The organism is Polycyclovorans algicola TG408 (assembly GCF_000711245.1).
Taxonomy (GTDB): domain Bacteria; phylum Pseudomonadota; class Gammaproteobacteria; order Nevskiales; family Nevskiaceae; genus Polycyclovorans; species Polycyclovorans algicola.
Genome location: NZ_JOMH01000001.1, coordinates 3,288,845 through 3,311,923 on the forward strand (window position 1 = coordinate 3,288,845; position 23,079 = coordinate 3,311,923).

Below are 23,079 nucleotides of genomic sequence, written 5' to 3' on the forward strand. Positions count from 1 at the left end.
CAATCATCTTCAACAAAAAATCAGATGGCGCGAGCGGCAAACGCAGCGCGATTCCACCCTCTTAGTGTACTGAAAGGCAGGCAATGCAGGAGCCAGCGGTTCTCGTCATTGGTAGCGGTGCGGCCGGTCTGAGCTGCGCCCTGCGTCTCGCAGAGGGCGGGCAAAAGGTCTGCGTGGTGTCCAAGGGGCCGCTGGCCGGCGGCAGCACGCTGTGGGCCCAGGGCGGGATCTCTGCGGTCCTAGATGCTGAAGATTCGCTGGAAAATCACATCCGCGACACCCACGCGGCCGGCGCAGGGTTATGCGACGCCGAGGCCGTGCGCTTCACCGTGACGCGCGGCGCGCGTTGTATCCGCTGGTTGATGGCGCGCGGGGTTCAATTCTCGATTGACGAAGCCGACCCGCGACGCCGCCTACATCTAACCCGGGAAGGCGGGCACTCGCATCGTCGGATCGTCCATGCCGCTGATGCCACGGGTCTGGCCGTGGAAACCACCTTGTGCTCCCTGGTCGAGCAGCATCCGCTGATCACCGCCCTCGAGCACCATGTGGCCGTCGACCTGATCAAAGACCCGGCGACCGGCCGCATCCGGGGCGCCTACCTGCTCGACATCGACAACGGTAAGGTCCACTCGCAAGGTGCGAGCGCAGTGGTGCTGGCCACCGGCGGTGCCAACCAGGTGTACCTGTATTCCAGTAATCCGAATGGCGCCTCGGGCGACGGCATCGCCATGGCCTGGCGGGCCGGTTGCCGCGTCGCCAACATGGAATTCATGCAGTTTCACCCGACCACCCTCTATCACCCCGACCGGCGAAACTTCCTGATCAGCGAAGCGCTTCGCGGCGAGGGCGCGACTCTGCGCCTGCCTGACGAGGACAATACCCCCGGCGAGCGCTTCATGCCGCGCTTCGACAGTCGCGGCGAGCTGGCGCCGCGCGATGTCGTGGCGCGCGCCATCGACCACGAGATGAAACGGCTGGGGCTGAAGTACGTCTACCTCGACATTCGCCACCAGTCCGAGGCCTTCATCCAGCATCACTTTCCAAGCATTTACCGGGAGTGCCTGACGCTGGGGCTGGACATCACGCGAGCACCGATTCCGGTGGTGCCATCGGCCCATTTCACCTGCGGCGGGGTGATCACCAACCTCGACGGGCAAACCGATCTTGCCGGCCTTTATGCCATCGGCGAGGTCGCCTACACCGGGCTACACGGCGCCAATCGACTGGCGTCCAACTCACTGCTCGAATGCCTGGTCTTTGGCGAATCGGCGGCCCAGCACATCCTGTCTCAGCCGCCCCCGCCAACCGCCAAGTACCCGCTGCCAAGCTGGGATGACAGTCAGGTCACCGACTCGGACGAAGAGGTCGTGGTGGCCCACAACTGGCTGGAGCTGCGGACCTTCATGTGGGACTACGTCGGCATCGTGCGCACCAACAAGCGGCTTGAACGCGCGTTGCATCGCGTGCGCATGTTGGCCGATGAGATCGCCGACTACTACGTCAACTTCAGGGTCGGGCCCGACCTGTTGGAGCTGCGCAACCTGGTCGTCGTCGCAGAGCTGATCGTGCGCTCGGCGATGCAGCGCGACGAAAGCCGCGGCCTGCACTACAACCTCGATCACCCCGAAACCGTGGCGGTTGCCACACCGACCATCCTCCCCGGTCGTAGCCGGTAACGCCGGCCGACCATCAGTCAGCGGCGGGGCAAAGACAACCGCGCCTTGAGCCGACGAAAGTTACCCGGCGTCATTTCGTCGCCCGTCAGCAGCCGCGTCAGGCGCTTGTGCTTTTCGATGCGGAACCGCAGGACCACCATCTTCGGGTGGACCACGCTTTCGTCCAACAGCTCGGCTTCGATACGCTTCCCCCCTCGCCAGATAAACCACTGGCCTTCGGCGTCCCAGCGCACGCGGGTAATGGCGCGCTTGCCAAAACCCAGCGCGGGGTGGTGCCGCAAAGCGATCCACGACAGCGCAATCAGCCCGGCGAGACCCATCATCCACGGCGGCGCAAGCCCTGTGAACGGCAGCAGCGCCGCCGGCAGGGCGTGCACCCATAGCGCCATCATCAGTGCGCCACGCGATGGACGCAGGACGAGCTCAACGGAAGATTCGAAATTCCCGGACGACATCCCGGTACTCCTCTGGGGTTTCGGCATACCCCATGGTCCACGCCCAGATGTCCGGGTCTTCAACGTCTGACAGCAGTCGTTCAAAGGCCCGTCGTTCAGTGGCCGGGGCTTGCGGGTAACGATCAGCGTGATAACGCGTCGCCATCACGTCCAGCTCCTTCATCCCGCGGCGCAGCAACCAGGTCAGTCTCGCGGCGTCCATGACAGCGTCTCCAGCAAACAAAAGGCGGCCACGCGGGCCGCCTTGGGGGTCGGGACGGGCGATTTCAGACCGCGCGTTCGACAATCATCTTCTTGACTTCGGCGATCGCCTTGGCCGGGTTCAGACCTTTGGGGCAGGTCTTGGCGCAATTCATGATGGTGTGGCAGCGATAGAGCTTGAACGGGTCCTCAAGCGCATCAAGACGCTCACCAGTGGCTTCATCACGCGAGTCCACCAGCCAGCGATAAGCCTGCATCAACACGGCTGGACCCAGGTAGCGGTCACCGTTCCACCAGTAGCTCGGGCAACTGGTGGAGCAGCAGGCACAGAGAATGCACTCGTACAGGCCGTCGAGCTTGGCGCGGTCTTCCTCGCTCTGAAGACGTTCGCGCGTGGGGGCGGCGGTATCAGACTTCAGCCACGGCTCGATTGACGCCAGCTGGGCATAGAAGTGGGTGAGATCCGGCACCAGATCCTTGACCACGGGCAGGTGCGGCAACGGGTAGATCGAGATGTCGCCCTTCACTTCGCTGCACGGCTTGGTGCAGGCCAGTGTGTTGCCGCCGTCAATGTTCATCGCGCACGAGCCACAGATGCCCTCGCGGCATGAGCGACGGAAGGTCAAGGTGGCGTCAGTCTCGTTCTTGATCTTGATCAAGGCATCGAGAACCATCGGCCCGCAGGCGTCCATGTCGATGTCGTAGACGTCGACACGCGGGTTGGCGCCGGTGTCGGGGTCGTAGCGATAGACCTTAAAGGTCTGCACATTCTTGGCGCCGCTGGGCGCCGGAAAATGCTTGCCGGCCGACTTGTTGATCTTCGAGTTCTGCGGAAGTGAAAACTGGGCCATGTTCGATGCTCCGTGAGGAGTGAGGGGTAAGACGTGAGGGGAAGAGGCTGTCGGGCCCCACGCCTCACGCCTGGCGCCTCACGAAATCAGTATTTACGCGCCATCGGCGGGATGTGGTCGACGTCGGCGTCCATCGGCTGCATGTGCACCGGTCGGTAATCAATTTTGACCTCGCTACGGTCACTGCGCCATGCCACGGTGTGCTTGAGCCACTGCTGATCGTCGCGATCCTTGAGGTCATCCCGGGCATGCGCACCGCGTGATTCCTGGCGATTGTCGGCGCCGACGATGGTCACCAGAGCCTGACCGAGCAGGTTCTCAAGCTCGAGGGTTTCCATCAGGTCGGTATTCCAGATCAGCGAACGGTCGGTGACCTGCAGGTCATTGTCGAAGCCGTCGATGATGCCCTTGAGCTTGTCGATGCCCTCCTGCATCAGCGGGCCGTCGCGGAACACCGCGCAGTGCTTCTGCATGGTCTTCTGCATGTCGAGACGCAGCGCAGCGGTCGGCGTGCCACCTTTCGAATTCCGCAGTTTTTCGAGACGCGCCAGCGACGCGTCTTCGGAGCGACTGGATATCCGCTTGTGCGACCGCCCGGACTTGACGATCTGCGCGGTGCGAATGGCGGCAGCGCGGCCAAACACCACCAGGTCGAGCAATGAGTTCGAGCCCAGCCGGTTGGCGCCGTGTACCGACACGCAGGCCGCCTCACCCACCGCCATCAAGCCGGGGACAACGCTGTCGGGATTGCCGTCCTTGAGGGTGACCACTTCGCCGGTGTACAGGGCCGGAATACCGCCCATGTTGTAGTGCACGGTCGGCACGACAGGGATCGGTTCTTTGGTGGCGTCGACGCCGGCAAAGATCTGCGCCGACTCGGTGATGCCCGGCAGGCGCTTGTGCAGCACTTCAGGGCCGAGATGTTCAAGGTGCAAGTGAATGTGATCAGCCTCATCACCGACCCCGCGGCCATCGCGAATCTCGGTGGCCATCGAGCGGCTCACCATGTCACGCGGCGCAAGGTCCTTCACGCTGGGGGCGTAGCGCTCCATGAAGCGCTCGCCGTCCTTGTTGGTCAGATAACCGCCTTCGCCGCGCGCACCCTCGGTGATCAGGCAGCCCGCGCCGTAAATGCCCGTGGGGTGGAACTGCACGAACTCCATGTCCTGCAGTGGCAAGCCGGCTCGCTGCACCATCGCGTTACCGTCACCGGTGCAGGTATGCGCCGAAGTGGCCGAGAAGTAGGCGCGTCCGTATCCGCCGGTGGCCAGAATGGTCATGTGGCTGCGAAAGCGGTGAATCTTGCCGGTGGCCATTTCCAGCGCCAGCACGCCACAGCACTGACCCTGATCGTCCATCAGCAGGTCGAGCGCAAAGAATTCGATATAGAACTGCGCTTTGCACTTGAGCGACTGCTGGTACAGCGTGTGCAGCATCGCGTGACCGGTGCGGTCGGCGGCGGCGCAGGTGCGCTGCGCAGGCGGGCCTTTGCCGAAATCAGTGGTCATGCCGCCGAAGGGACGCTGATAAATCGTGCCTTCCGGCGTGCGGCTAAACGGCACGCCGTAGTGTTCCAACTCGATGACGGCGGGAATGGCTTCGCGCGTCATGTACTGGATGGCGTCCTGGTCACCGAGCCAGTCGGAGCCCTTCACCGTGTCGTAGAAGTGCCAACGCCAGTCGTCCTTGCCCATGTTGGCCAGCGCCGCCGAGATGCCGCCCTGCGCCGCCACGGTGTGCGAGCGGGTCGGGAATACTTTGGTGATGTTCGCAGTCTTGAGGCCCGACTCGGCCATCCCTAGCGTGGCACGCAAGCCTGAGCCGCCAGCACCCACGACAACCGCGTCGTACTCATGGTGAACAATTTCGTAAGCAGCCATAAACGGTCTCTCGAGCAATCTCTGTGGGCAGCCGGCCTCAGGCCAGCGCGACTTTCAGAACGGCAAAAATGGTGGCAGCGGCGACCGCCGCGTGTGCGAACTTAGACAGCAGTAGCACGCCGATGCGCGCGCCTTCATGGCCCACGTAGTCTTCAACGATGGTCTGCACGCCCAACATCGAGTGATACAGCGTGGCCACCAAAAACAGGATCAAGACCACGGCAACGCTGGGCGCCGAAACCCAGTTCTGCACACTGGCGTAATCACCGCCGGCCAGTCGTGCAATCGAAAAGACAAACCAAAGGGTCAGCGGCACCAGCGCGATGGCGGAAACCCGCTGCATCCAGAAGTGATGCACCCCGGTCTTGGCCGAACCCAGACCTTTGGCGCGTGACAACGGTGAACGCAAGCTCATGGCCGATTCCTTAAGCGAAGTACGCCACGACCCAGATCAAGGCCGTGACAATGAAGGACGCCGCCACCGCGACATAACCACTGGTGTAGGCCGCATCAAGTTCGAGGGCATAACCTGCGTCCCACACCAGATGCCGAATGCCATTGCACAGGTGATACATAAAGGCCCAACTCCATGCGAACAGCAGCGCCTGCCCGTACCAGGCCGTCAGATGCGCGGCGAAGGCGGCATAGGGTTCGGGGCCGCTGGCCAGCGCGATCAGCCAACCGGCGATCAGCAAGGTGCCGAAGGTCAGGCCCAGCCCGGTGATGCGATGGGCAAACGACAACACCGAGGTCAATTGAAACCGGTAGTACTGCCCCAGCATGAAGGGTGACAGCGGTCTTGCCTGCGGCCCTGACTTGGGTGAACTCATCGAATGCTCCCTGTAATAGACACGGGCACACCAAGGCGCACCCCGACGCAATAAGCCGATCTAAAAATCAATGCAGCGGCCGTTCTTTTCCCAGTCCCCGTAGCGGGTCGGGTCCAAACCATTCTGGCGACCGCCGATTTCTCTGACCTTGTTCTCGGCGTCCGGGTTCCAGACCTTGACGGCCGGCGAAGGGGCTGGCGTCGGCGGCGTCAACAAATCCTCCAACCGGACCACATCGGCATCGCGTTGTGCGGGCCGGGGAGCGGAGGGTGATGCGTTGGACGGAATGGCGGTTGGCTTCACGGGCGCGGATTGTGACAATCTCGGGCATGACTCGCAATGTTCCAGACGTAAAAAGGGGTGTCGGCAACCTTGTTCAGCGCGCGCTGATTCGCATGGAGGGCGCTGACGCCGAGCGTCTGCTGCAAGGCCAACTGAGCAATGATGTGGCCGCCTTGGCCATTGGCCAGCAGCAATTCACCTCGCTGAACAGCCCCAAAGGCCGGATGTTGGCCACCGGGTTTCTGATGCGCGTGGCGCCTGAGACCTGGTGGTTTGACCTGCCCCAAAGCCTGGCCGAGTCGGCCAACCGGCGGCTGAAAATGTTCGTCCTGCGCAGTGACGTGCGCATTGAGGTGATGGAAGCCGCTACCGCCATCGGCGTAATCGGCATCCCGCCGGCTGACGCCCTGCCCGCCCAGTTGCACGAGGTCGTGGCGCCACTGCTCGACCCGCAAGCCCCCATCACGACCGGGCATGTGCTGACCGACGGCCGCCTGGCCATGCCGCGACCGGGCCACCCTCGCCGTGTGGTGATCTGGTCGCCCGATGGGCCGCCCAGCGAGGGACAGGACCTGAGCGATGCTTGGCGCCTCGCCGACATCCAAGCCGGCATCCCCAATCTGGCGCCGGAAACACAAGATCGCTTCATTGCCCAGCACGCCGGCGTCGACCGCCTCGACGGCATCAGCTTCACCAAGGGTTGTTTCACCGGGCAAGAGGTGATTGCGCGCTTGCACTACCTCGGGCAAGCCAAACGCTTTCTGGTCCGGGGCACCTCGGCGCTGGCGCCCATGCCCGGTCAGCGGGTCATGCGTGCCGATGATGACGGCACGGCTGGCGAAGTCATCGACGCCGTGGTGATCTCTGGCCAAGGTCACTGGCTGGCTGTGGTCCAGGGAAGTACGTTTGCCGCTGGCGATCTACACCTGGCGCCTGATCAACCCGCGACCTCGTTAGATTATTTTGCCCCGCCGGCCGTCAACGACTCATAACCCCCACCCCGAGGTCTCGCCGATGCGTCGCCATGCCGAATCATCTTGTCACTGGGTCATAAGCGCGGCAATCGGACTATCGCTCGTCGTCCCCGGGGGCTTAAGCGCCCAAAACCTGCCGATGGTGGTGACATCCGAATCAGCGCGCGCGACCGCCCTCGCGTCGCGGGCTGACGATGCGCTGCGCTACGCGGTAGGGCTGAGCCCCTCGCTGAACGCGTTCGATGGCGTGACCGGCGGGGTCAGCATTTTCTCAGCAGGCGCGCTGTCCCTGGGCTTGCGAATTCGCCTGCAACAGTGGCCAGCGGATGTGCCACTGGCATGGCAATCCGACAGCATGGAAGCCCCGCACCTGATCACACCCCGCAGCGCCGAGACCCAATGGCTGCCGGACGTTCCCGGTGACATGGCGACGCTCACCTGGGCGCGCGACGATCTGCCCCCTGGGGCCACGCTCACGCTGGAGCGGGTGTTCCACGGGTATCGGGCGTTCCATGGCCACCAGGCGCGCGCGCTCGGCAGCGCTCAAACCTGCAACATTGACGCGGTCTGTGAGGAAATCGACTGGGACCAGCCGGTGCGATCAACGGTGCTGGTGACAGTTGAAGAAAATGATGCCAGGACGCTGTGCAGCGGTGCGGTGCTCAACAACACAGCCAACGATGCCCGGCCGCTGCTCATCACCGCCCGACACTGCGACATCACCCGCAGCAATGCCAATTCGGTGATCGCCACATTCAACTACCAGCGTTCAGTCTGCGGTGGCGCAAATGACGGGGTTTCGCTCGACACCATCAGCAGCAGCACATGGCTGGGGGAATCCGTGTCGGGCGACACGACATTGTTGGAGCTCAGCCGCGAGATTCCAAGCGCATTTGATCCGCACTTCAGCGGCTGGTCGGCCGTGGCCCAGCCCGCCTCCAGCGGCGCCGGGATTCATCACCCCGACGGCGATCAGAAGAAAATCAGTCTGTTCACCTCACCGGCAACCGTCAGCGACAACGTGACCGTCGGCGACTTCAATGTCGATGCGTGGCGGGTGCGCTGGAACAGTGGCACGACCCAAGTGGGTTCGTCAGGCAGTGGTCTATGGGACCAAGATCGGCGCCTGGTCGGCGTGCTGAGCGGCGGGTCGCACAGTTGCGACACTCCGACCGGCGACGATTTCTACGGCAGATTGCCGGTTGCCTGGGACGAGAGCTCCGCCATCCGCAATGCACTCGATCCGGTGACGGACGGAACGGCGCGCTCGGCCAGCGGGCGAGACCTGAATTCAATCGGCCCGACCCCCTCGCCAACACCCCCCTCGATGGAAGGGGGCAGTGGCGGTGGGGGCACCGGTCTCGCCACTCTGATGCTACTGCTTGGCGCGCTGATTCGACGACGGGTTAGAGCGGCTCCCGCGGGCGGCACGATCGAGTCAAAGGTCGTCATGTCGGTCATCTGATCCAGACCTTTCTTCGTAACCTCGACGATGTGGGCACCTTCAGACCTGCGCAACACAACGAGAACGAACCATGTCACTGCTCAAACCGACCTGGGCTGCCACATTCAAGCTTGTTCTGGGCGCCCTGCTGCTCACATCCACCGGCGTCAGTCTTTCGCTCTCGCTGCCCATGGCCACCACCGATGACGCCGAGCGTCGGGATGCCGTCGAAGCTTCCGCTGAATTTCCATTGCGCTACGCCGTCGGCCTCACGCCCTCACTTGAAAGGATCGATGTCGGCAGCGGGGGTGTCACCGTCTTCTCGGCGGGCGCGCACAGCCTGGGGTTGCGCATCAGCCTGCAGAACTGGCCAAGCGACCAACCGCTGCAGTGGCGTTCGGCGGCGCCAGAGGTGGTCCATCACATCACGCCTGGCTCGAATGAAACCCGATGGTTACCCGATGTGCCGGGCGACATGGCCAGCTTGCGCTGGGAGGCAGACGCCCTGCCCAGCGACGCCCGCCTGACACTTGAGTTGGTCTACCACGGCTACCGCGGCATTTACGGGGTACAAGCCCGAGCGGCCGGCGATTCGGGGGCCTGCAACATTGACGTGGCCTGCCCGGAGGCCAACAGCTGGAACGACCCGGTGCGCGCCACCGTGCTCATCACCGTCGGCAACGGCCTCAGCCGGTCACTGTGCAGCGGCGCCCTGCTCAACAACACGGCCAACGATGGCCGCCCCCTGCTGATCACTGCCCGGCATTGCGGCGTCACCCCGAACAACGCGGCGTCCATGAACACGGTCTTCAACTTTCAGCGCTCAAATTGTGGGGGCGGCGATGATGGGCACGACATGCGCGACATGATCAGTGGCAGCACCTGGCTGGGCGAGTCGGCCCGTGCTGACACCACCCTGGTGGTCCTCGGCAGTGACGTGCCCAACCGCTTTGGCGCCGTGCTCGGTGCGTGGTCAGCAGCACCCGCAACGCCCACCTCGGGGGTCAGCATTCATCACCCCGCCGGAGACCAGAAAAAGATCAGCCTTTACAGCACCGCCGCCACCGCGACTGACAGGCAGTGCATTAGCGGCGTCGGCCTGCTCGGGCAATGTTCCGGCTTCATCGTCGACGCCTGGCGGGTGCAATGGCGCCGGGGCGTTACGGAAGGAGGCTCTTCCGGCAGCGGGCTTTGGAACCAGAACCGCGCCTTGGTCGGCGTGCTGAGTGGTGGCGCCAGTGCCTGCAGCAACCCGGATGGCAGCGATTTCTTTGGCAGGCTGGCTGCCGCCTGGGACGACAGCGCCGCGATTCGCAATGCGCTGGACCCGGTATCGGGCGGCACCTCACGTTCTTCAGACGGACGCGGCAACAGCGGGGCCAGTGGAGGTGGTGGCGGGAGTCTCGACGGCGGGTTATTGCTCCTGCTCGGTATCGCGGCTTGGTGTCGGCGCGGTATTCGCCGTCGTTCGTGACCTCGCCTCGGGTATTCTCGCCACCCCGCGCAGGTCGCACACGAACACGTCGCCATGTCGTTTCTGCAGTTTCGCATTCACCCGAGCCAGCACCCTGAATTTGTTGATGAGGCCCTGATGGTCGCAGGGGCGTTGTCGGTCAGCTTCATCGACGCGGCAGACGACCCGGTGCTGGAACCTGGCCCCGGCGAAACACCGCTTTGGGCACAGACCGTCGTGCTGGGCCTGTTTGATCCGACGGTGAAGGTCGACGAGGTCGAGACGGTGCTGCGCACCCTGGTCCCCGATGGCGCCGCGCTGCAAATTGACACCGAGTTGATTGAGGACCGGGACTGGGTCCGCGCCTGGCTGGTGCACTGGGAGCCATTGCGCTTCGGGCGACGCCTCTGGGTCACGCCAGAAGAAAAGCGGGGCCAGATCCCCGCTGACGCCAACGCCGTGATCATGACACTCGACCCTGGACTGGCTTTTGGCACCGGCACCCACCCGACCACTGCCCTGTGTCTGGAATGGCTGGACGGTCAGGATCTGGCCGGGAAAACCGTCATCGACTACGGCTGCGGCAGCGGCATCCTCGCCATCGCCGCGTTACTGCTGGGCGCCGAGCGGGTGATCTGTGTCGACATTGACCCGCAGGCGCTGACGGCGACACAACAAAACGCCGCGACCAACGGCGTGGCTGCGCGCATCGAAACCTGCCTGCCCGAGGCGTTCAGCGCGGCGCCCGCCAACTTCGTGCTTGCCAACATCCTCGCCGGGCCCTTGCAAACGCTTGCGCCAACGCTCTGCGAACACCTCAAGCCCGGCGGGCGGCTGGTACTGGCAGGGCTACTCGACCGCCAGGCCGAGGCCCTGCACGAGGTGTACGCGCCTTATCTGACCTTCGAATCCGATGTCAGCAAGGACGGATGGACACGCATCGCCGGGCAGCGGCTACAGAATTAGACCGGCGCCACCGCCCTGCCCGCCGCGACCGAGTAGCAAGGCATTCAGGCTTTTCACGAAGCGCGAAGGGTCGCTGAGCTGTCCGCCCTCGGCGAGCACCGCCTGGCCCAGGAGCAGCTCTGCCAGGTCGGCAAAATCAGCCTCGTCGTTGCAGCCCTTGAGCCGCTCGACCAGCGGGTGCTCGGCATTGATTTCAAGGATTGGCAGCGAGGTTGGCACCGACTCACCGGCCTGTCGCAGCATCTCTTCCAAGCGCCGCGACACGCCGTGCTCGGCCGCCACCAGACACGATGGGGACTCGGTCAGGCGGCTGGACAGACGCGCGGATGCAATTCGGCCGTCAAGTGCCTGTTGCAGCTTGGGCAGGGTCTCGGCGAAGTCGCCATCTAACTTGGCCTTGTCGGCGGTCTCGATCACGCCCTCGACATCGGCTGCCGCTGCCGCGACCGACACCAGCTTGCGCCCGTCGAACTCGCTCAGGTGGGCAGTGACCCACTCATCGATCCGGTCGGTGAGCAACAAGACCTCGAAACCCTTCTTGCGAAAACCCTCAAGGTGCGGGCTGTTACGCGCCGCCGCCAGCGAGTCGGCCGAGTGGAAGTAGATTGAGGTTTGTTCGGCCGGCATGCGTGCCACATAGTCGGCCAAGGTGACCGACTGGCGCTCGCCGGACGTGGTGCTGGCGAAACGCAGCAAGCCCGCCAGTCGCGCCTGGTTGGGCGCGTCTTCAACGATGCCCTCCTTCAGCACTGCGCCGAAGGTTTTCCAGAATTCGGCGTAATCATCCGGGCGGTTCTTGGCCAGATCGTCGAGCAGATCGAGCACCCGCTTGGTGAGCGCGCTTTTCAGCTTCCCGGCCGTGCGGTTGCCCTGCAGGATTTCGCGCGACACGTTAAGCGGCAAGTCGGCCGAATCAACCAGCCCCCGGACAAAGCGCAGGTACGACGGCAGCAGCTCGGCGGCGCGGTCGAGAATGAAAACGCGCTTGACGTAAAGCTGCAGCCCACGCGCCTGATCTCGATCCCAGAGGTCCATCGGCGCACGCTTTGGGATGTACAAAAGTGACGTGTATTCGAGGTTGCCTTCGACCTTGTGGTGCGCCCACACCGCCGGTGCTTCCCAGTCGTGGGCGATGTGCTGGTAGAACTGCTGATAGTCCTCATCCTTGAGTTCCGACTTGGGTCGCGTCCACAACGCGCGGGCTTGGTTGATGGTGTTGCCGTCGAGGCTGATCGGCAAGCCAATGTGATCGGAGTAGCGCCGCACGATGTGCTCAATGCGGCTGGGCTCAAGAAATTCCGCCTCGTCGTCACGCAGGTGCAGGGTGATCTCGGTGCCACGTTCGGCCTTGTCGGCAGCCGCGACGGTGAACTCGCCCTCGCCGTCGGACACCCAATGCACGGCAGCCTCGTCACCGGCCTTGCGGGTCAGCACTTCGACCTTGTCGGCGACGATAAAGGCCGAATAAAAGCCGACGCCAAACTGGCCGATGAGCTGGCTGTCCTTTTTCTGGTCACCGCTGAGCTGGGTCAGAAATTGCCGAGTGCCGGACCGGGCGATGGTGCCGAGATTCTCGCGCACGTCCTGCTCGTTCATGCCGACGCCGTTGTCGGCAATCGTCAAGGTGCGCGCGTCTTTGTCGACGACGAGTGTGACCTTCAGGTCCGAGACATCGCCCAGGGTTTCCGGAGACTGCAACGCCAGAAACCGCAGCTTCTCGCAGGCATCCGAGGCGTTGGAGATCAGTTCACGAAGAAAGATCTCTTTGTTGGAGTACATCGAGTGAATCATCAGCTTCAAGAGCTGACGGGTTTCAGCCTGAAAACTGTGGGTCTGCGGGACGGCGTTCACTTCGGCTTCGGCACTCATGGTTACGGCCTCTTGTCCGCAAAAACACGATGCCCCCTGTGATGGGGGCATGCGCATTCGCGTTCAAGAGGCCGCTGGCCGGCGACCCACCCGGCGCGATCAGTCCTTGTGCGGCTGGGCCAGCAATTGCTGCACCATCGGCATCATCTTGGTCAGCCCCCCCGCTTCGCCGAGCGCCAGAGCAGCCTCGTTCGACGCGCCCTGCAACCACGCCGCACGCAACGCCAAGAGCGCGCCGACCCGGTTTGATGACGCGCAGTGAATCAACACACCGTCATCGCCCGCCTCATAAAGCGCCTTGTCGAGTGCCTTGGCGGTGTTCATCGACAGATCGCCGGGGCCAGCCACAGGAATCACCTGATAGTCCATGCCCAAGCCCGTCACCACTGCAGCCTCATCGAAACCGGCGTCCTCCGCGGCGGGCCGCAGATTAATCACCTTTGAAACACCCGCAGCCTTGATCGACGAGAACTCAGACGCATCAGGCTGGCCCGCCGTGACCACGTTGGCCAGGGGGTGACCCTGTTGGGGCAAACTCAACTTCTCAATGGCAATCGGTGGCATGTAAATTTCCAGGTTGAACAGTGATTCGGCGAACCGAAAAAAATCCTCAGGCGCGCAGCCATCGGTCGTGCGCCATCATGCCTGCCAACATCGCCAACACGAAAGCCACGACTGCCATCGATCCGGTCACAAGCCCCGCGATGGCCGGCCCGGGGCAAAAACCAGCCAGCCCCCAGCCCAGCCCAAACAGCGCACTGCCGCCGACCAGCCGCGGATCGATGTCACGTCGTGTCGGCCAATCGAAACGCAGCGCGTGCCATGGGCGTGGCTGTCGCATCAGCAGCGCGAAGCCCGGCATGGTGACGGCAACGCCGCCCCCCATGACAAACGCAAGTATTGGGTCCCAAGTGCCGAACAGGTCAAGAAAACCGAGCACTCGCGTCGGTTCGGTCATGCCCGCCACGGCCAACCCTGCGCCGAATAACAGACCGGACAACACCACCATCAACGTTGATTTCATCTCAAGCTCCCACCACGTGCCGCATGACGAATACGGTGGCCACCGCCACGCCCATGAACACCATGACCGCCACCAGCGATCGCGGCGAGCGCCGGCCCAGACCACACACGCCGTGGCCCGAGGTGCAGCCGCTGCCCATGCGGGTGCCGACACCGACCACCAGTCCAGCAAGAACCATGAGGCCCAGCGGGGCCGGAATCGCCGTGGTGACCGGTTGTCCGGTCATCCATTGCACCAACAGTGCGCCGCCCAACAAGCCGAGCAAGAAGCGCAATCGCCAGCCGCGTTGGTCCGCCTGACCGGCTGGTAGCAGCCCGCCCACGACGCCGCTGATGCCCGCGATCTTGCCCTGTGAGGCCATCAGCAGCAGGGCCGAAACGCCAATCATCACGCCGCCAGCCAGACCACGACCCCAAGCCGGGTAGTCAATCAATATGTCCATCAATGATTCCTGATTGTTGATACTGGGTAGAGTATATTGATTTCTCATTTTTCGCACAAGACACGACATGTCCCAGTCCATTGCTTCCACCGCATCAACAGAGATTGAGGCCACCCAACGTCGGCAACTGGTCAACCGGCTCAAGCGCGTCGAGGGCCAGATTCGCGGGATTCAGCAGATGGTCGAGCAGGGTCACGATTGCAACAAGATCGCCCAGCAGCTTGCAGCCGCACGCAAAGCGCTCGACCGCAGCTTCTTTGAGATGGTGAGCTGCCGGCTGGTGGCGACACTGGACCAGGCCGAGACGCTGGAAGATGCACGCAGCGAGGGGATGGTCTGGGCGCAAATGCTCTCGAAGTTCGGCTGAACACAACCGCGAGCGGCAACGATCAGCCGGACCAACGGTCGAGCACGACTCAATAACTTACCGCCTGTCGGCCCGGCGTCACCGGCGGGTCAATGTAGGTTTTCTCCTACTTGAATGCCGCCTAGCGTTGGCTTCCTTTCACGTGCATGGAGCCCACCAATGACCTTCAAAAATGTCACCTCACCACGCCGCACACTGATGCTGGCAACCGCAGTCGCAACCCTGTCCCTGGCCGCCTGCGGTGGCGGTGGGAGCAGCGGCGCGACCGCAGACCCCGGCACCCCGACAAGCGACCCCGTCGCGCGCGCCGCAGGGCCGCTTGACCCAGTACAGACCCAACTCGAAAGTGCGGTGCTCGCGCCGCTGGCCTCCGCATTGGCCGGCACGCCGCTTGAAGGCGTGGTCGACTGCGCCAACGAATTGGTCAACTACAAGATTCTCGACACCGTGGACGTGCTCGCCGGCGGATTGGCGCTGAGCGCCAACCCGGCCGACCTCACGTCGCTCGACCAGACGCTGGACCCTGACCTGCTCACCCAGCGCGTTCGGGCCATCGCTTTCGACACCACGCAACTGTTGCTGTCACTGAACGATCAGGGATCAACTTGTGCCAGCCTCGGCAACAGCGTGGAGGGATCATCACCGGCACAGCAGCTTCTGTCCGGTGACAACCCGCTGGCTGGTACGCCTTTTGAATCGCTCGGCGCCACGCTTGGCCCGGCGCTCTCGCAGCTGCTCGACGCCACCGGCGGCAGCACGCCAGCCACCGACCTGCCGGTTGCCAGCCTGGTCAGCGCTTACCAGCAGTTCAACACCACGCTGCAGACCAGCCTGGCCATGTTGCCGGACGAGGTGCAGGACGCGCCGGTGGTCAGCGGCGTGCTGTTGACCGTTGGCGGCGCGCTTGACGATCTGGAGTCGGTGTTTGCCAGCCTCACCACCTTTGATGCCACCGGCCTGCAGAGCTCGTTGACTGCCCTGCTAAGCGGCATTGCCAGCAACCTCACCACCAGGCTGATCCCACTGGGCGGTCTCGAGGGCGGCGTCGGCCAACCCGGCGCACTCAGTGATCTGAATGCGCTGGCGGTCGGAGATTTCGGCAGCACCCTGGCCGGCCTGATTGCCGGTGGCAACCCCATCACCGGCGGCACCTCACTGAACCTGCTGGACAGCGTCCTCGCGCCGCTGCGGGACACGGTGCTCGGCCCCATTCAGGACCTGTTGGCGCTGGAGTTCGGCAGCAATCCGGTGGCATCGGGCAGCACCGGCGACCTGCTCACCAACACCCCGCTGGCGCCAGTCGTTGACGTCATCAGCGGCGTGCTGAGCGGCCTGCTGGGCGGTAGCGGGGACACCCCCTGCATCAACCTGCCCCTGCTCGGTGATCTGCTTTGCCCTAGCACATGAGTCGACGGTTCAGTCAAATCAAGGCCACCCCGTGGGGTGGCCTTTTTCGTGGCTTGTCGCAGGCCCCTTCAAGCCACCGACCAGCTGAGCCGGTTCGCGTCCAAACGACGCACTTCGCCCGCCGTCCCCACCGGACTGGCACCGTCACGCAGCAACACCGACAGGGTGTCGTGATCGGCGGCCGGCACGCGCGCCATGAGGCGCTTGCCGTCCGGCGTTTTGGCAATCACCACACCATGCTCGGGTTGGCCATCGCGCCCGTACAGGACGGTGAAGGTCTCGATTGCGGCCTCGCCCTCAAAGTCGAGACTCAGTGCGGGCACCGCCCCGCGCATCTGATCGGCCTCGGTCTGCACGCTGGGATCGGTGCCGGCAAAGCGCCCTTCGTCCGGCACTCGCGCCAGTACGGCCGCGTGGTGCTTGGTGACGTACTCCCCTTGTCCGTAGAGCAGCCCCGGTCGCGGGTCATCGCGGGTCCGCAAGTGGCGGACCATGGCCACCGTCGCGTGCGCCATGTAGTTGTTCAGCGGCGCGCCAAAACAGTTCAGCCCGCCGGTCACACTGACCGGATGCTCGGCCGACAAACCCAGCAGCCGCCGCGTCATCTTCGGCACACAGGGGAAGCAGCTGTACAGCTCAACCGCTGAAAACCCGCCGCCCTCGACACCGGCGCGTTGCTTCACCGCTCCCAATACCGCGCTTTGCGCCGATGACTGGTGATAAGCGTCGCGCTGAAGATAGTCGCGGCATTCGTTGGCATGTGCGCCGCCCCAGACATGAATCATCTTGTCGTCAGCAATCCCCAGCGCCCGGGCCCTTGCGCGGCTGGTCAGCACAAAGGCGGCACCCTGATTGACCATGGGGTTGGCCACCATGCGCTTGGTGTAGGGCCACGCGATCATCCGGTTGCGCTCGCCGGGCGTGGCGACGACCGCGGCATCGACGACCGCGCGTGACCAGGCATTTTCTTGGGTCGCGGCCACCCGTGAGAGCCCGCTACACAATGCGGCACTCTCGGCGATACCCTCGGCCTGAGTCTGCCCCCAGTGGGCCACCGCCGCGTTTTCGAAGAAGGGATAGACCTGCATCGGCAATATCGCGCCGTGCGCAATCGCCAACGGGCCGACCAGATCCCGACCATTGGGCAGCTTGGCTGCGGGGTCACGATGCGGCCAGGCCAGTTGCACGCCCGCCTTCCAGGCCGCGGCCGTGGTGTGCCCCGCCTCGGCGCCGACCACTGCCGCCACGCAAGCCTCACCGCGCTCGATGCGCAGTGCCGCCTCGTGCAGAAAGCGAATCGGCGACTCGCCACCGTCATCACCATGACGCTGATGGCCCACCTTGATCTGCAGCTGCTCGGCCAACAGGCCTGCCGGGTCGCGATAAGGCCAAGACACTTCACGCACCACGTCGAGGGAGTCGATGAGTCGCAGCAGCGGCGCACCTGCGTCACGCTCAGCGTCGCGCAACGCGTCCAGCATCAGCTCCAAAGGTGCGCGACCCTCGTACGGCACGGGGGGGCGGTCGACAACTTCACCAACGCCGACAATGACAGGCTGACGATCCAGGGGCAGTGACATGGCACTCCAAAGTTAGTTTTGGGCTGTGAACCCGCAGGGGCTTGCGCTCTAAACCACAACGCTACTCAATTTCGGGGGGACGTCGGCTCCCGGACACGGCGCCCTTCATGACCTCGAGTGACGGCGATCAAAAGCCGTCTGGTCATCCGCGTGCGGTGGTGCGCCCGACTGGATTCGAACCAGTGACCGTCCGCTTAGAAGGCGGATGCTCTATCCAGCTGAGCTACGGGCGCGTCTTGCGGATTCTAGTGAAACCTGGGGTTGTGGGCACAAAAAAAGCCGGTTGCCATACTCGGCGACCGGCCTTGAGGCTCAGCCATTGGCTGAACTAGAACTGCAAATTTTCCTGATTCTTTTCAATCGTGGCAGGCCCGATGCCGTTGACGCGACTCCGCAGGTCGTTGGCGTCTTTGAACGGGCCTCCGCTTTCTCGGGCCTCAATAATCCGCTCGGCGATGGTTTCGCCGACCCCAGACAGGTTCTCAGACAGCTCGGCGGCCGATGCATTGTTGACGTTGACTGCGGCCGCCCACGCCGCAAAGGTGAACCCCAAACCGATGATTGCCAACATTAATGACTTGATCATGGTTGTTACCCCTTCACAATGAGTGAACCCGAACAGTGCCGCCGCGTCTTGAGGGTGTCAACCCTGGCTCGTCGCGCCACCGAGACCGCGACCTGGGCAGAACTGCCCCATGACCGCTGTCGTCAAATACCGGCGCACGCCGGGGTAAACTTGCCCGGCGCAGCGCCCAAAGCACATCCCGTATTGCCCCGGTAGCTCAGTGGATAGAGCGACCGCCTCCTAAGCGGTAGGTCGCAGGTTCGATTCCTGCTCGGGGCACCACACGGCGGTCAAGTCTCAAGGTTCCTCACGGGTGGACGGGAGGCCCGCGCGGTCAAGCGTGATCGTTGTCGATTCAACGGGTTTAAATCCTTCGTCGACGCCCGCGGCGTAGTCCCAACGCGTCACCTCACATTGCGACGGCCGCTGACGGGCGTCGTACTGCAGCACGTTGACTGAATTGGGCGCCTCTTGACGAATGCGTGATGAAACAGCGGTGCCCGCCTGCACGCACCAAAGCTCGCGCAACAAGTCAGGAAACCGATCTCGCACCGACCGGACATAGGGCCGATGAATGTGCCCGCCCATGACCACATCTGCACCAGCGGCTGCCCAGGCGCGTGCGGCAGCCTCATGACCATGCAGAAGGTTGTGGGCATCGCGCTGATCGGGCACGTGCAGCGGCTGGTGCGTGACGACAATACGCAGTTGTTCGGGCGGGGCCACACGCAGGCGCTGCGAGACATGCTCGATTTGGTCCGCCGAGACCTCGCCGTCTTTGTGTCGCCATGGCCGCGTGGTGTTGACGCCAATCACCAAACATTCGGGCGTTTCGATCACCGGCGCCAACGGCGTGCCGAAGCTGCGCCGATGATTGCCATACGGGTTCACCACGCGCGCCACGAGGTTGAACAGGGGGATATCGTGGTTACCCGGCAGCACCAGGGTCGGCGGCCCGTCTAGACGCGCCATAAAACGGCGCGCCGATGCGAACTCCGACCGCCGGGCACGTTGGGTAATGTCCCCCGAAAGCACGACCAGATCGGGCTGCAAGGCCTGCGCGAGGGCCACCAGCGCCTCGACCACGCGCGGCTGCTCGGTGCCAAAGTGGGTGTCGGAGATCTGCAACAGCAGGCTCATCGACGCCTCCCGAATCGGGTGTTGATGATCGGTGTCGCGCTCACGCGACTGCCACCCGGTCAGCCTCACACGGCACCAGCAGCAACAGTGGATCAGACGCCACCTCAAACACCAGGGGGGTCTTCAGCCGATAAATTTCACCGTCGGTCGCGACCTTCATCATCCGGGGCCGGCGGGTCTTCACGCTCAGGCGACGAAAGGTGAAACGGGTCAGGTTCTCAGCCTCACCCAGTTGCCCCAGCACCCCACGCAAGGCCAGTCCCAGCATCGGCAGCGTGCCGATCGGGCGCAGCGCCACGGCCGCCAACTCGCCGCGCCCAAGGGCCTCGGCCGCAGCGTCCATACCCAGGCGCTCGAACTGCAGCGCGTTGTTGCCCACAAACAGCGTGGCCGTGCGCAGCCTCTGTTTGTCGCCCCCATTTTCGATCAACAGATCGAGTCGACGGTGCTCGTGCATCAACGTCTTCAGCCCCGAGAACAGTGCCACCCAGCGGCTGCGCCCAAGCTGCTGCTTGTAGGCCTCGCGGTCCTCAAGCAGGCGCGGATAAAGGCCGAGGCTGCCGTTGACAAGAAACACCCGGCCGTTGACAACCCCGACCTGCACGGGCTCGACGCTGGCGCGCAGCAGCGCCTCGGCGGCCACCTCGATGTCCTGCGAGATGCCGTGCGCGCGACCGAAGTAGTTGAAAGTGCCCTGCGGCAGAACGCCATACGGACAACCACTGCCCAGGACTGCCTGCGCGACCGCGTTAAGGGTGCCGTCGCCGCCGGCCGCCACCACCACGCCTTTCTCGGCCTTGGCACGCCGCACCGCCTTGGTGGCCACCGCAGAGATGTGATCGGGTGACGACACCGGTAAAAACTCGAACGTACGCCCGGCGGCTTCAAAAACGCGGCTCAAGACTTCAACCCGCTCGTCGGCACCGCCCCTGCCCGAGCCGCCGTTAAGGACGACGAACAACGGACCCGATCGGGCCGCCTGTTGCGCCGCGCTGCTGACCGATTGATGCATAAACCTTGCCTCCTTGAGCGACTGGCCTGTCCGGCCGCGACGCAGCCTGCGGCCGCTCACCCGCATGCGGACTGAACTGCAAGCCAATTGATGCGATCAGGCGACGCGTCGCACTCGGGGCGATTTATTCCTGTCCAGAATCTTGTCCAGACGGGCGATTTCTGCGCATAAACAAGGCCGCAGAATCGCCAAGCCCTTGTTTTTTATGGTGCCGGATGAGGGATTTGAACCCCCGACCTTCGGTTTACAAAACCGCTGCACTGCCACTGTGCTAATCCGGCGCGCTGCATCGCGGGCGCAGTTTAGTCAGTCGAGTCCAACATTGCCATGAGCCCGCTCAGCACGGGATTGGGCAGGGTTTGCCAGCCAGGCAGATCGATCGCAAGCAGGGCCGCATCGCCGCCGGCGATCCATTTGCGCGCGCCCTCGGACGCCAGCGCGGCGCCGCGGTCCAGGGCACCCAGACACGCCAACCGCGCCCCAGCCGCCACGCAGGCTTCTGTGGTGGTGCCCAGACCGGCAAGCTCGGCACCCCCCGCCTGATGTTCAAAACGGGTCGCGCCCAGCGTCGCCTGCCGTGCGGTCTGAAATCCGGGCGCGATCAGCCCGCCCCGGTGGTGTCCATCGCGGTCGACCACGTCTAGGGTCAGTGCCGTGCCGGCCATGGCGATGACGACCGCCTCTGCGGGCGCACGTCTGCGGGCGGCGAGCATGGCCAGCCAGCGGTCGACACCAAGGCGCATCGGGTCGGCGTAGGCAATCTGCAGGCCGGCGCACTCGCTGCGCACTCGCGCCATGACCGGGGTCACGCCGTAGCGCGCCTGAAGGGCTGCGCACAGCGCGACGCCAACCTCAGGGCCCAGCACCTGTGACACCGCCACGCGCGCCGGACGACCGTTCGGCAGCGCTTCGACAACACGTTCGACATCACCCTCGTGTGCCGCGGCGCAGCCTTCGGGAATGGCGTCGTCAGACCCTGGCTCGGTTAACACCCATTTGACGCGGGAGTTGCCGACGTCGATCAACAGGTCACCGGTCATGCCCATCGCATCGACACCTCGCCGCTGAAGACGCTGCGCAGCCCGTCCACCGTCATCACCTGCAACGCGCCGCGGGCGTCGACACCCTGCGCAATGCCTTCGATGCCGGGCTCGACACCCACGATACGCACCGCGCGACCGTGGCTGGCGTCGACGCGCTGCCAGGCGTCACGACAGGCGGCAAAGCCGGTCTGTGGATAATCCGCCAACAGGGTAAACAGGGCCCCGCTGACAGCTGCAGCCACCGCGTTGCGCGACAAGGGTGTGGCCACCAACTGATCGAGGCTGACCCACGGCTGGTCAGGCGCGTGGTCATCGGCAAAGCGCTGCAGGTTGACACCCAGACCGATCACCACGCGGCAGGCACCGCCGATTTCACCCCGATGCTCCAGCAAGATGCCGCCAAGCTTGCACCCCCCCACGACCAGATCGTTGGGCCATTTCACCTGCACGGTTGTGGCACCCAGACCCTGCAAGGTCTGCGCGAGGCGGACACCGACGGCCAAAGGCAAACAGCCCAGATCGTCTGGCCACGAGTCGAATGACCACGCCATCGACATCATCAATTGTTGTCCGTAAGGCGCCTGCCAGACCCGGCCGCGGCGGCCCCGCCCGGCCACCTGAAACTCGGCAAAACGGGCTTGCGGGTCCTGCGCAGGGTCGGCGGCCAACAGGTCGGCATTGGTGGATTCGGTGACGCGGACGATGCTGCCCTGCAAGCTGGGGGGCAGCGTCAAGTCATCCAGCGCCAACGGCTCGAGCGGCGTCTGCAACTGATAGCCGAGACCGCTGCGTGCGCCCACCTGCAATCCGAAGCGTGGCAGCAGCGCCACCCGCTTTGACAGCGCAGCACGGCTAATGCCGGCCTCGGCGGCCAAGGCTTCGCCGGAATGCCAGGCGCCGTCGGCAAGGCGATCAATCAGCCACAGCAGATCATCGCTGGGGGCGATGGGGGTCATGGGCGCCGCAACCATTGATGCAAAAGCCGCGCCTTGTCGAAGCGGTGCTCGCGACCGGCGATCAGGTTGGCGATGTTGCTGCGGTGCTTCCACACCACGAGGGCGACCATGGCTGTCACGAACGCGCCAGGCAGCGACCACAACCCGTCCACGCCGAAGCAGGCCACGTGCAGCAGCGCCAGCGCGCTGGCCATCAGCGTCGCCAAGCTGACGTAACCGCTGAGAATCACCACCAGCACGAAACCGCCCAGCATCAATGGCAGGGCGCCCGGCAGCAGGACGGCAAAAACCCCGGCCAGGGTCGCCACGCCCTTGCCGCCCTTGAAGCGATAGATCAGCGGGTAACAGTGCCCGACCGTCACGGCCGCGCCCGCCACGAAACCGAGCATGGCCCTTAGCGTCGGGTCGGCGGTCAACAGCGGCGGCAACACCCACACCGCGATGACGCCTTTGGCGACGTCAATCGCCAACACCCCGGCGGCAAAGCCCTTGCCGCGCGTGCGCAGGGCGTTGGTGGCGCCCACATTGCCACTGCCGGTGCTGCGCAGATCGGCGCCGCCTTTGATGGCCGTCATCACCATGCCGCCCATCACCAGCCCGACCGCGTAGGCCAGCAGTGCCGTCACACCGACGGCCCACAAGCCGGTGAGCGTGAGCAC

25 protein-coding genes and 3 tRNA genes are annotated in these 23,079 nt (G+C 64.2%); 8 read left to right on the forward strand and 20 right to left on the reverse strand.

The window, feature by feature from the left end; all coding sequences use genetic code 11:
- The first annotated feature begins 83 nt into the window (after positions 1-83).
- The gene (gene nadB, locus U741_RS0115685; protein WP_029891394.1) at positions 84-1,679 is read left to right on the forward strand and encodes an L-aspartate oxidase; all 1,596 of its coding nucleotides are present in this window, start codon (positions 84-86) and stop codon (positions 1,677-1,679) included.
- 17 nt (positions 1,680-1,696) lie between these two features.
- Here the strand turns inward: nadB and U741_RS0115690 are convergent, their stop codons facing one another.
- From U741_RS0115690 to U741_RS19585, 7 genes are all read right to left on the reverse strand, one after another.
- Positions 1,697-2,071 (reverse strand): protein YgfX, encoded by a 375-nt coding sequence (locus U741_RS0115690; RefSeq protein WP_029891395.1) that lies wholly within the window; start codon positions 2,069-2,071, stop codon positions 1,697-1,699.
- A 31-nt stretch (positions 2,072-2,102) separates the two neighbouring features.
- Entirely contained in the window at positions 2,103-2,336 is a 234-nt protein-coding gene (locus U741_RS0115695) for an FAD assembly factor SdhE (protein WP_029891396.1), read from the reverse strand.
- Between the two features lie 64 nt (positions 2,337-2,400).
- Positions 2,401-3,186 carry a succinate dehydrogenase iron-sulfur subunit gene (locus U741_RS0115700; protein ID WP_029891397.1) on the reverse strand — a complete coding sequence of 262 codons (786 nt, stop codon included), beginning with the start codon at positions 3,184-3,186 and terminating at the stop codon, positions 2,401-2,403.
- 86 nt (positions 3,187-3,272) lie between these two features.
- Complete coding sequence (sdhA, locus tag U741_RS0115705) at positions 3,273-5,066, reverse strand: succinate dehydrogenase flavoprotein subunit (protein WP_029891398.1); 1,794 nt, start codon at positions 5,064-5,066, stop codon at positions 3,273-3,275.
- A 37-nt stretch (positions 5,067-5,103) separates the two neighbouring features.
- A complete protein-coding gene (gene sdhD / locus U741_RS0115710) occupies positions 5,104-5,481 on the reverse strand; it encodes a succinate dehydrogenase, hydrophobic membrane anchor protein (protein WP_029891399.1) in 378 nt (125 codons plus the stop codon).
- 10 nt (positions 5,482-5,491) lie between these two features.
- On the reverse strand, positions 5,492-5,896 hold the full coding sequence (gene sdhC / locus U741_RS0115715) for a succinate dehydrogenase, cytochrome b556 subunit (protein ID WP_029891400.1): 405 nt from the start codon (positions 5,894-5,896) through the stop codon (positions 5,492-5,494).
- A 60-nt stretch (positions 5,897-5,956) separates the two neighbouring features.
- Complete coding sequence (locus tag U741_RS19585) at positions 5,957-6,199, reverse strand: DUF1674 domain-containing protein (RefSeq protein ID WP_235200542.1); 243 nt, start codon at positions 6,197-6,199, stop codon at positions 5,957-5,959.
- A gap of 26 nt (positions 6,200-6,225) precedes the next feature.
- Here U741_RS19585 and ygfZ point away from each other — a divergent pair, with 26 nt between their 5' ends.
- From ygfZ to prmA, 4 genes are all read left to right on the forward strand, one after another.
- Positions 6,226-7,170, forward strand: a complete 945-nt coding sequence (gene ygfZ / locus U741_RS0115725; protein WP_161776257.1) for a CAF17-like 4Fe-4S cluster assembly/insertion protein YgfZ — start codon at positions 6,226-6,228, stop codon at positions 7,168-7,170.
- A 559-nt stretch (positions 7,171-7,729) separates the two neighbouring features.
- Positions 7,730-8,617 carry a trypsin-like serine peptidase gene (locus U741_RS0115730; protein ID WP_494951207.1) on the forward strand — a complete coding sequence of 296 codons (888 nt, stop codon included), beginning with the start codon at positions 7,730-7,732 and terminating at the stop codon, positions 8,615-8,617.
- Between the two features lie 70 nt (positions 8,618-8,687).
- Entirely contained in the window at positions 8,688-10,070 is a 1,383-nt protein-coding gene (locus tag U741_RS0115735; protein WP_029891403.1) for a trypsin-like serine peptidase, read from the forward strand.
- A 54-nt stretch (positions 10,071-10,124) separates the two neighbouring features.
- Complete coding sequence (gene prmA / locus U741_RS0115740) at positions 10,125-11,015, forward strand: 50S ribosomal protein L11 methyltransferase (RefSeq protein ID WP_029891404.1); 891 nt, start codon at positions 10,125-10,127, stop codon at positions 11,013-11,015.
- Here prmA and htpG read toward each other — a convergent pair.
- The 4 genes from htpG to U741_RS0115760 form a co-directional block, all read right to left on the reverse strand.
- Entirely contained in the window at positions 11,004-12,884 is a 1,881-nt protein-coding gene (htpG, locus tag U741_RS0115745) for a molecular chaperone HtpG (protein ID WP_043110311.1), read from the reverse strand. The genes prmA and htpG overlap by 12 nt on opposite strands.
- A gap of 99 nt (positions 12,885-12,983) precedes the next feature.
- Complete coding sequence (locus U741_RS18040; protein ID WP_052378897.1) at positions 12,984-13,448, reverse strand: protein tyrosine phosphatase family protein; 465 nt, start codon at positions 13,446-13,448, stop codon at positions 12,984-12,986.
- Positions 13,449-13,494: 46 nt separating this feature from the next.
- Positions 13,495-13,908, reverse strand: coding sequence for a DUF6691 family protein (locus U741_RS0115755; RefSeq protein ID WP_029891407.1), 414 nt, complete (start codon positions 13,906-13,908; stop codon positions 13,495-13,497).
- 1 nt (position 13,909) lies between these two features.
- Positions 13,910-14,350 carry a YeeE/YedE family protein gene (locus U741_RS0115760; RefSeq protein ID WP_029891408.1) on the reverse strand — a complete coding sequence of 147 codons (441 nt, stop codon included), beginning with the start codon at positions 14,348-14,350 and terminating at the stop codon, positions 13,910-13,912.
- A gap of 67 nt (positions 14,351-14,417) precedes the next feature.
- On the opposite strand from U741_RS0115760, the gene U741_RS19865 reads away from it, so the two are divergent.
- Positions 14,418-14,717 (forward strand): metal-sensitive transcriptional regulator, encoded by a 300-nt coding sequence (locus U741_RS19865; protein ID WP_043110313.1) that lies wholly within the window; start codon positions 14,418-14,420, stop codon positions 14,715-14,717.
- A gap of 159 nt (positions 14,718-14,876) precedes the next feature.
- Positions 14,877-16,124 (forward strand): hypothetical protein, encoded by a 1,248-nt coding sequence (locus U741_RS0115770; protein WP_029891410.1) that lies wholly within the window; start codon positions 14,877-14,879, stop codon positions 16,122-16,124.
- 68 nt (positions 16,125-16,192) lie between these two features.
- On the opposite strand, the gene U741_RS0115775 is transcribed toward U741_RS0115770, so the two are convergent.
- From U741_RS0115775 to U741_RS0115785, 3 genes are all read right to left on the reverse strand, one after another.
- On the reverse strand, positions 16,193-17,704 hold the full coding sequence (locus U741_RS0115775; protein ID WP_052378898.1) for an acetyl-CoA acetyltransferase: 1,512 nt from the start codon (positions 17,702-17,704) through the stop codon (positions 16,193-16,195).
- Positions 17,705-17,860: 156 nt separating this feature from the next.
- Positions 17,861-17,937: transfer RNA gene (locus tag U741_RS0115780), tRNA-Arg, on the reverse strand.
- Positions 17,938-18,032: 95 nt separating this feature from the next.
- Positions 18,033-18,290, reverse strand: coding sequence for a ComEA family DNA-binding protein (locus U741_RS0115785; protein ID WP_029891412.1), 258 nt, complete (start codon positions 18,288-18,290; stop codon positions 18,033-18,035).
- Positions 18,291-18,475: 185 nt separating this feature from the next.
- Here U741_RS0115785 and U741_RS0115790 point away from each other — a divergent pair.
- Positions 18,476-18,551 (forward strand) — tRNA-Arg (locus U741_RS0115790).
- Between the two features lie 15 nt (positions 18,552-18,566).
- Here U741_RS0115790 and U741_RS0115795 read toward each other — a convergent pair.
- The 6 genes from U741_RS0115795 to plsY form a co-directional block, all read right to left on the reverse strand.
- Positions 18,567-19,409, reverse strand: coding sequence for a metallophosphoesterase family protein (locus U741_RS0115795; protein ID WP_029891413.1), 843 nt, complete (start codon positions 19,407-19,409; stop codon positions 18,567-18,569).
- A gap of 40 nt (positions 19,410-19,449) precedes the next feature.
- Positions 19,450-20,421, reverse strand: a complete 972-nt coding sequence (locus U741_RS0115800) for a diacylglycerol/lipid kinase family protein (RefSeq protein WP_029891414.1) — start codon at positions 20,419-20,421, stop codon at positions 19,450-19,452.
- A 206-nt stretch (positions 20,422-20,627) separates the two neighbouring features.
- A tRNA-Thr gene (locus tag U741_RS0115805) sits at positions 20,628-20,702 on the reverse strand.
- 21 nt (positions 20,703-20,723) lie between these two features.
- A complete protein-coding gene (locus U741_RS0115810; RefSeq protein WP_161776259.1) occupies positions 20,724-21,461 on the reverse strand; it encodes a type III pantothenate kinase in 738 nt (245 codons plus the stop codon).
- The gene (locus U741_RS0115815; protein WP_029891416.1) at positions 21,458-22,420 is read right to left on the reverse strand and encodes a biotin--[acetyl-CoA-carboxylase] ligase; all 963 of its coding nucleotides are present in this window, start codon (positions 22,418-22,420) and stop codon (positions 21,458-21,460) included. Before U741_RS0115815 ends, U741_RS0115810 begins: the two co-directional genes overlap by 4 nt.
- The gene (gene plsY, locus U741_RS0115820) at positions 22,417-23,079 is read right to left on the reverse strand and encodes a glycerol-3-phosphate 1-O-acyltransferase PlsY (protein ID WP_235200560.1); all 663 of its coding nucleotides are present in this window, start codon (positions 23,077-23,079) and stop codon (positions 22,417-22,419) included. Before plsY ends, U741_RS0115815 begins: the two co-directional genes overlap by 4 nt.

Excerpts from the sequence above, each read along its gene's own strand:
- U741_RS0115785 (WP_029891412.1), bottom strand. The coding sequence starts at position 18,290 with ATGATCAAGTCATTAATGTTGGCAATCATCGGTTTGGGGTTCACCTTT.
- U741_RS0115735 (WP_029891403.1), top strand. The coding sequence starts at position 8,688 with ATGTCACTGCTCAAACCGACCTGGGCTGCCACATTCAAGCTTGTTCTG.
- U741_RS0115690 (WP_029891395.1), bottom strand. The coding sequence starts at position 2,071 with ATGATGGCGCTATGGGTGCACGCCCTGCCGGCGGCGCTGCTGCCGTTC.
- U741_RS0115770 (WP_029891410.1), top strand. The coding sequence starts at position 14,877 with ATGACCTTCAAAAATGTCACCTCACCACGCCGCACACTGATGCTGGCA.
- sdhA (WP_029891398.1), bottom strand. The coding sequence starts at position 5,066 with ATGGCTGCTTACGAAATTGTTCACCATGAGTACGACGCGGTTGTCGTG.
- U741_RS0115760 (WP_029891408.1), bottom strand. The coding sequence starts at position 14,350 with ATGGACATATTGATTGACTACCCGGCTTGGGGTCGTGGTCTGGCTGGC.
- sdhC (WP_029891400.1), bottom strand. The coding sequence starts at position 5,896 with ATGAGTTCACCCAAGTCAGGGCCGCAGGCAAGACCGCTGTCACCCTTC.
- U741_RS0115695 (WP_029891396.1), bottom strand. The coding sequence starts at position 2,336 with ATGGACGCCGCGAGACTGACCTGGTTGCTGCGCCGCGGGATGAAGGAG.
- U741_RS0115700 (WP_029891397.1), bottom strand. The coding sequence starts at position 3,186 with ATGGCCCAGTTTTCACTTCCGCAGAACTCGAAGATCAACAAGTCGGCC.
- U741_RS0115775 (WP_052378898.1), bottom strand. The coding sequence starts at position 17,704 with ATGTCACTGCCCCTGGATCGTCAGCCTGTCATTGTCGGCGTTGGTGAA.
- sdhD (WP_029891399.1), bottom strand. The coding sequence starts at position 5,481 with ATGAGCTTGCGTTCACCGTTGTCACGCGCCAAAGGTCTGGGTTCGGCC.
- nadB (WP_029891394.1), top strand. The coding sequence starts at position 84 with ATGCAGGAGCCAGCGGTTCTCGTCATTGGTAGCGGTGCGGCCGGTCTG.
- U741_RS0115755 (WP_029891407.1), bottom strand. The coding sequence starts at position 13,908 with ATGAAATCAACGTTGATGGTGGTGTTGTCCGGTCTGTTATTCGGCGCA.
- prmA (WP_029891404.1), top strand. The coding sequence starts at position 10,125 with ATGTCGTTTCTGCAGTTTCGCATTCACCCGAGCCAGCACCCTGAATTT.
- U741_RS0115795 (WP_029891413.1), bottom strand. The coding sequence starts at position 19,409 with ATGAGCCTGCTGTTGCAGATCTCCGACACCCACTTTGGCACCGAGCAG.
- U741_RS19865 (WP_043110313.1), top strand. The coding sequence starts at position 14,418 with ATGTCCCAGTCCATTGCTTCCACCGCATCAACAGAGATTGAGGCCACC.
- ygfZ (WP_161776257.1), top strand. The coding sequence starts at position 6,226 with ATGACTCGCAATGTTCCAGACGTAAAAAGGGGTGTCGGCAACCTTGTT.
- U741_RS0115815 (WP_029891416.1), bottom strand. The coding sequence starts at position 22,420 with ATGACCCCCATCGCCCCCAGCGATGATCTGCTGTGGCTGATTGATCGC.
- U741_RS0115810 (WP_161776259.1), bottom strand. The coding sequence starts at position 21,461 with ATGACCGGTGACCTGTTGATCGACGTCGGCAACTCCCGCGTCAAATGG.
- U741_RS0115800 (WP_029891414.1), bottom strand. The coding sequence starts at position 20,421 with ATGCATCAATCGGTCAGCAGCGCGGCGCAACAGGCGGCCCGATCGGGT.
- U741_RS18040 (WP_052378897.1), bottom strand. The coding sequence starts at position 13,448 with ATGCCACCGATTGCCATTGAGAAGTTGAGTTTGCCCCAACAGGGTCAC.
- htpG (WP_043110311.1), bottom strand. The coding sequence starts at position 12,884 with ATGAGTGCCGAAGCCGAAGTGAACGCCGTCCCGCAGACCCACAGTTTT.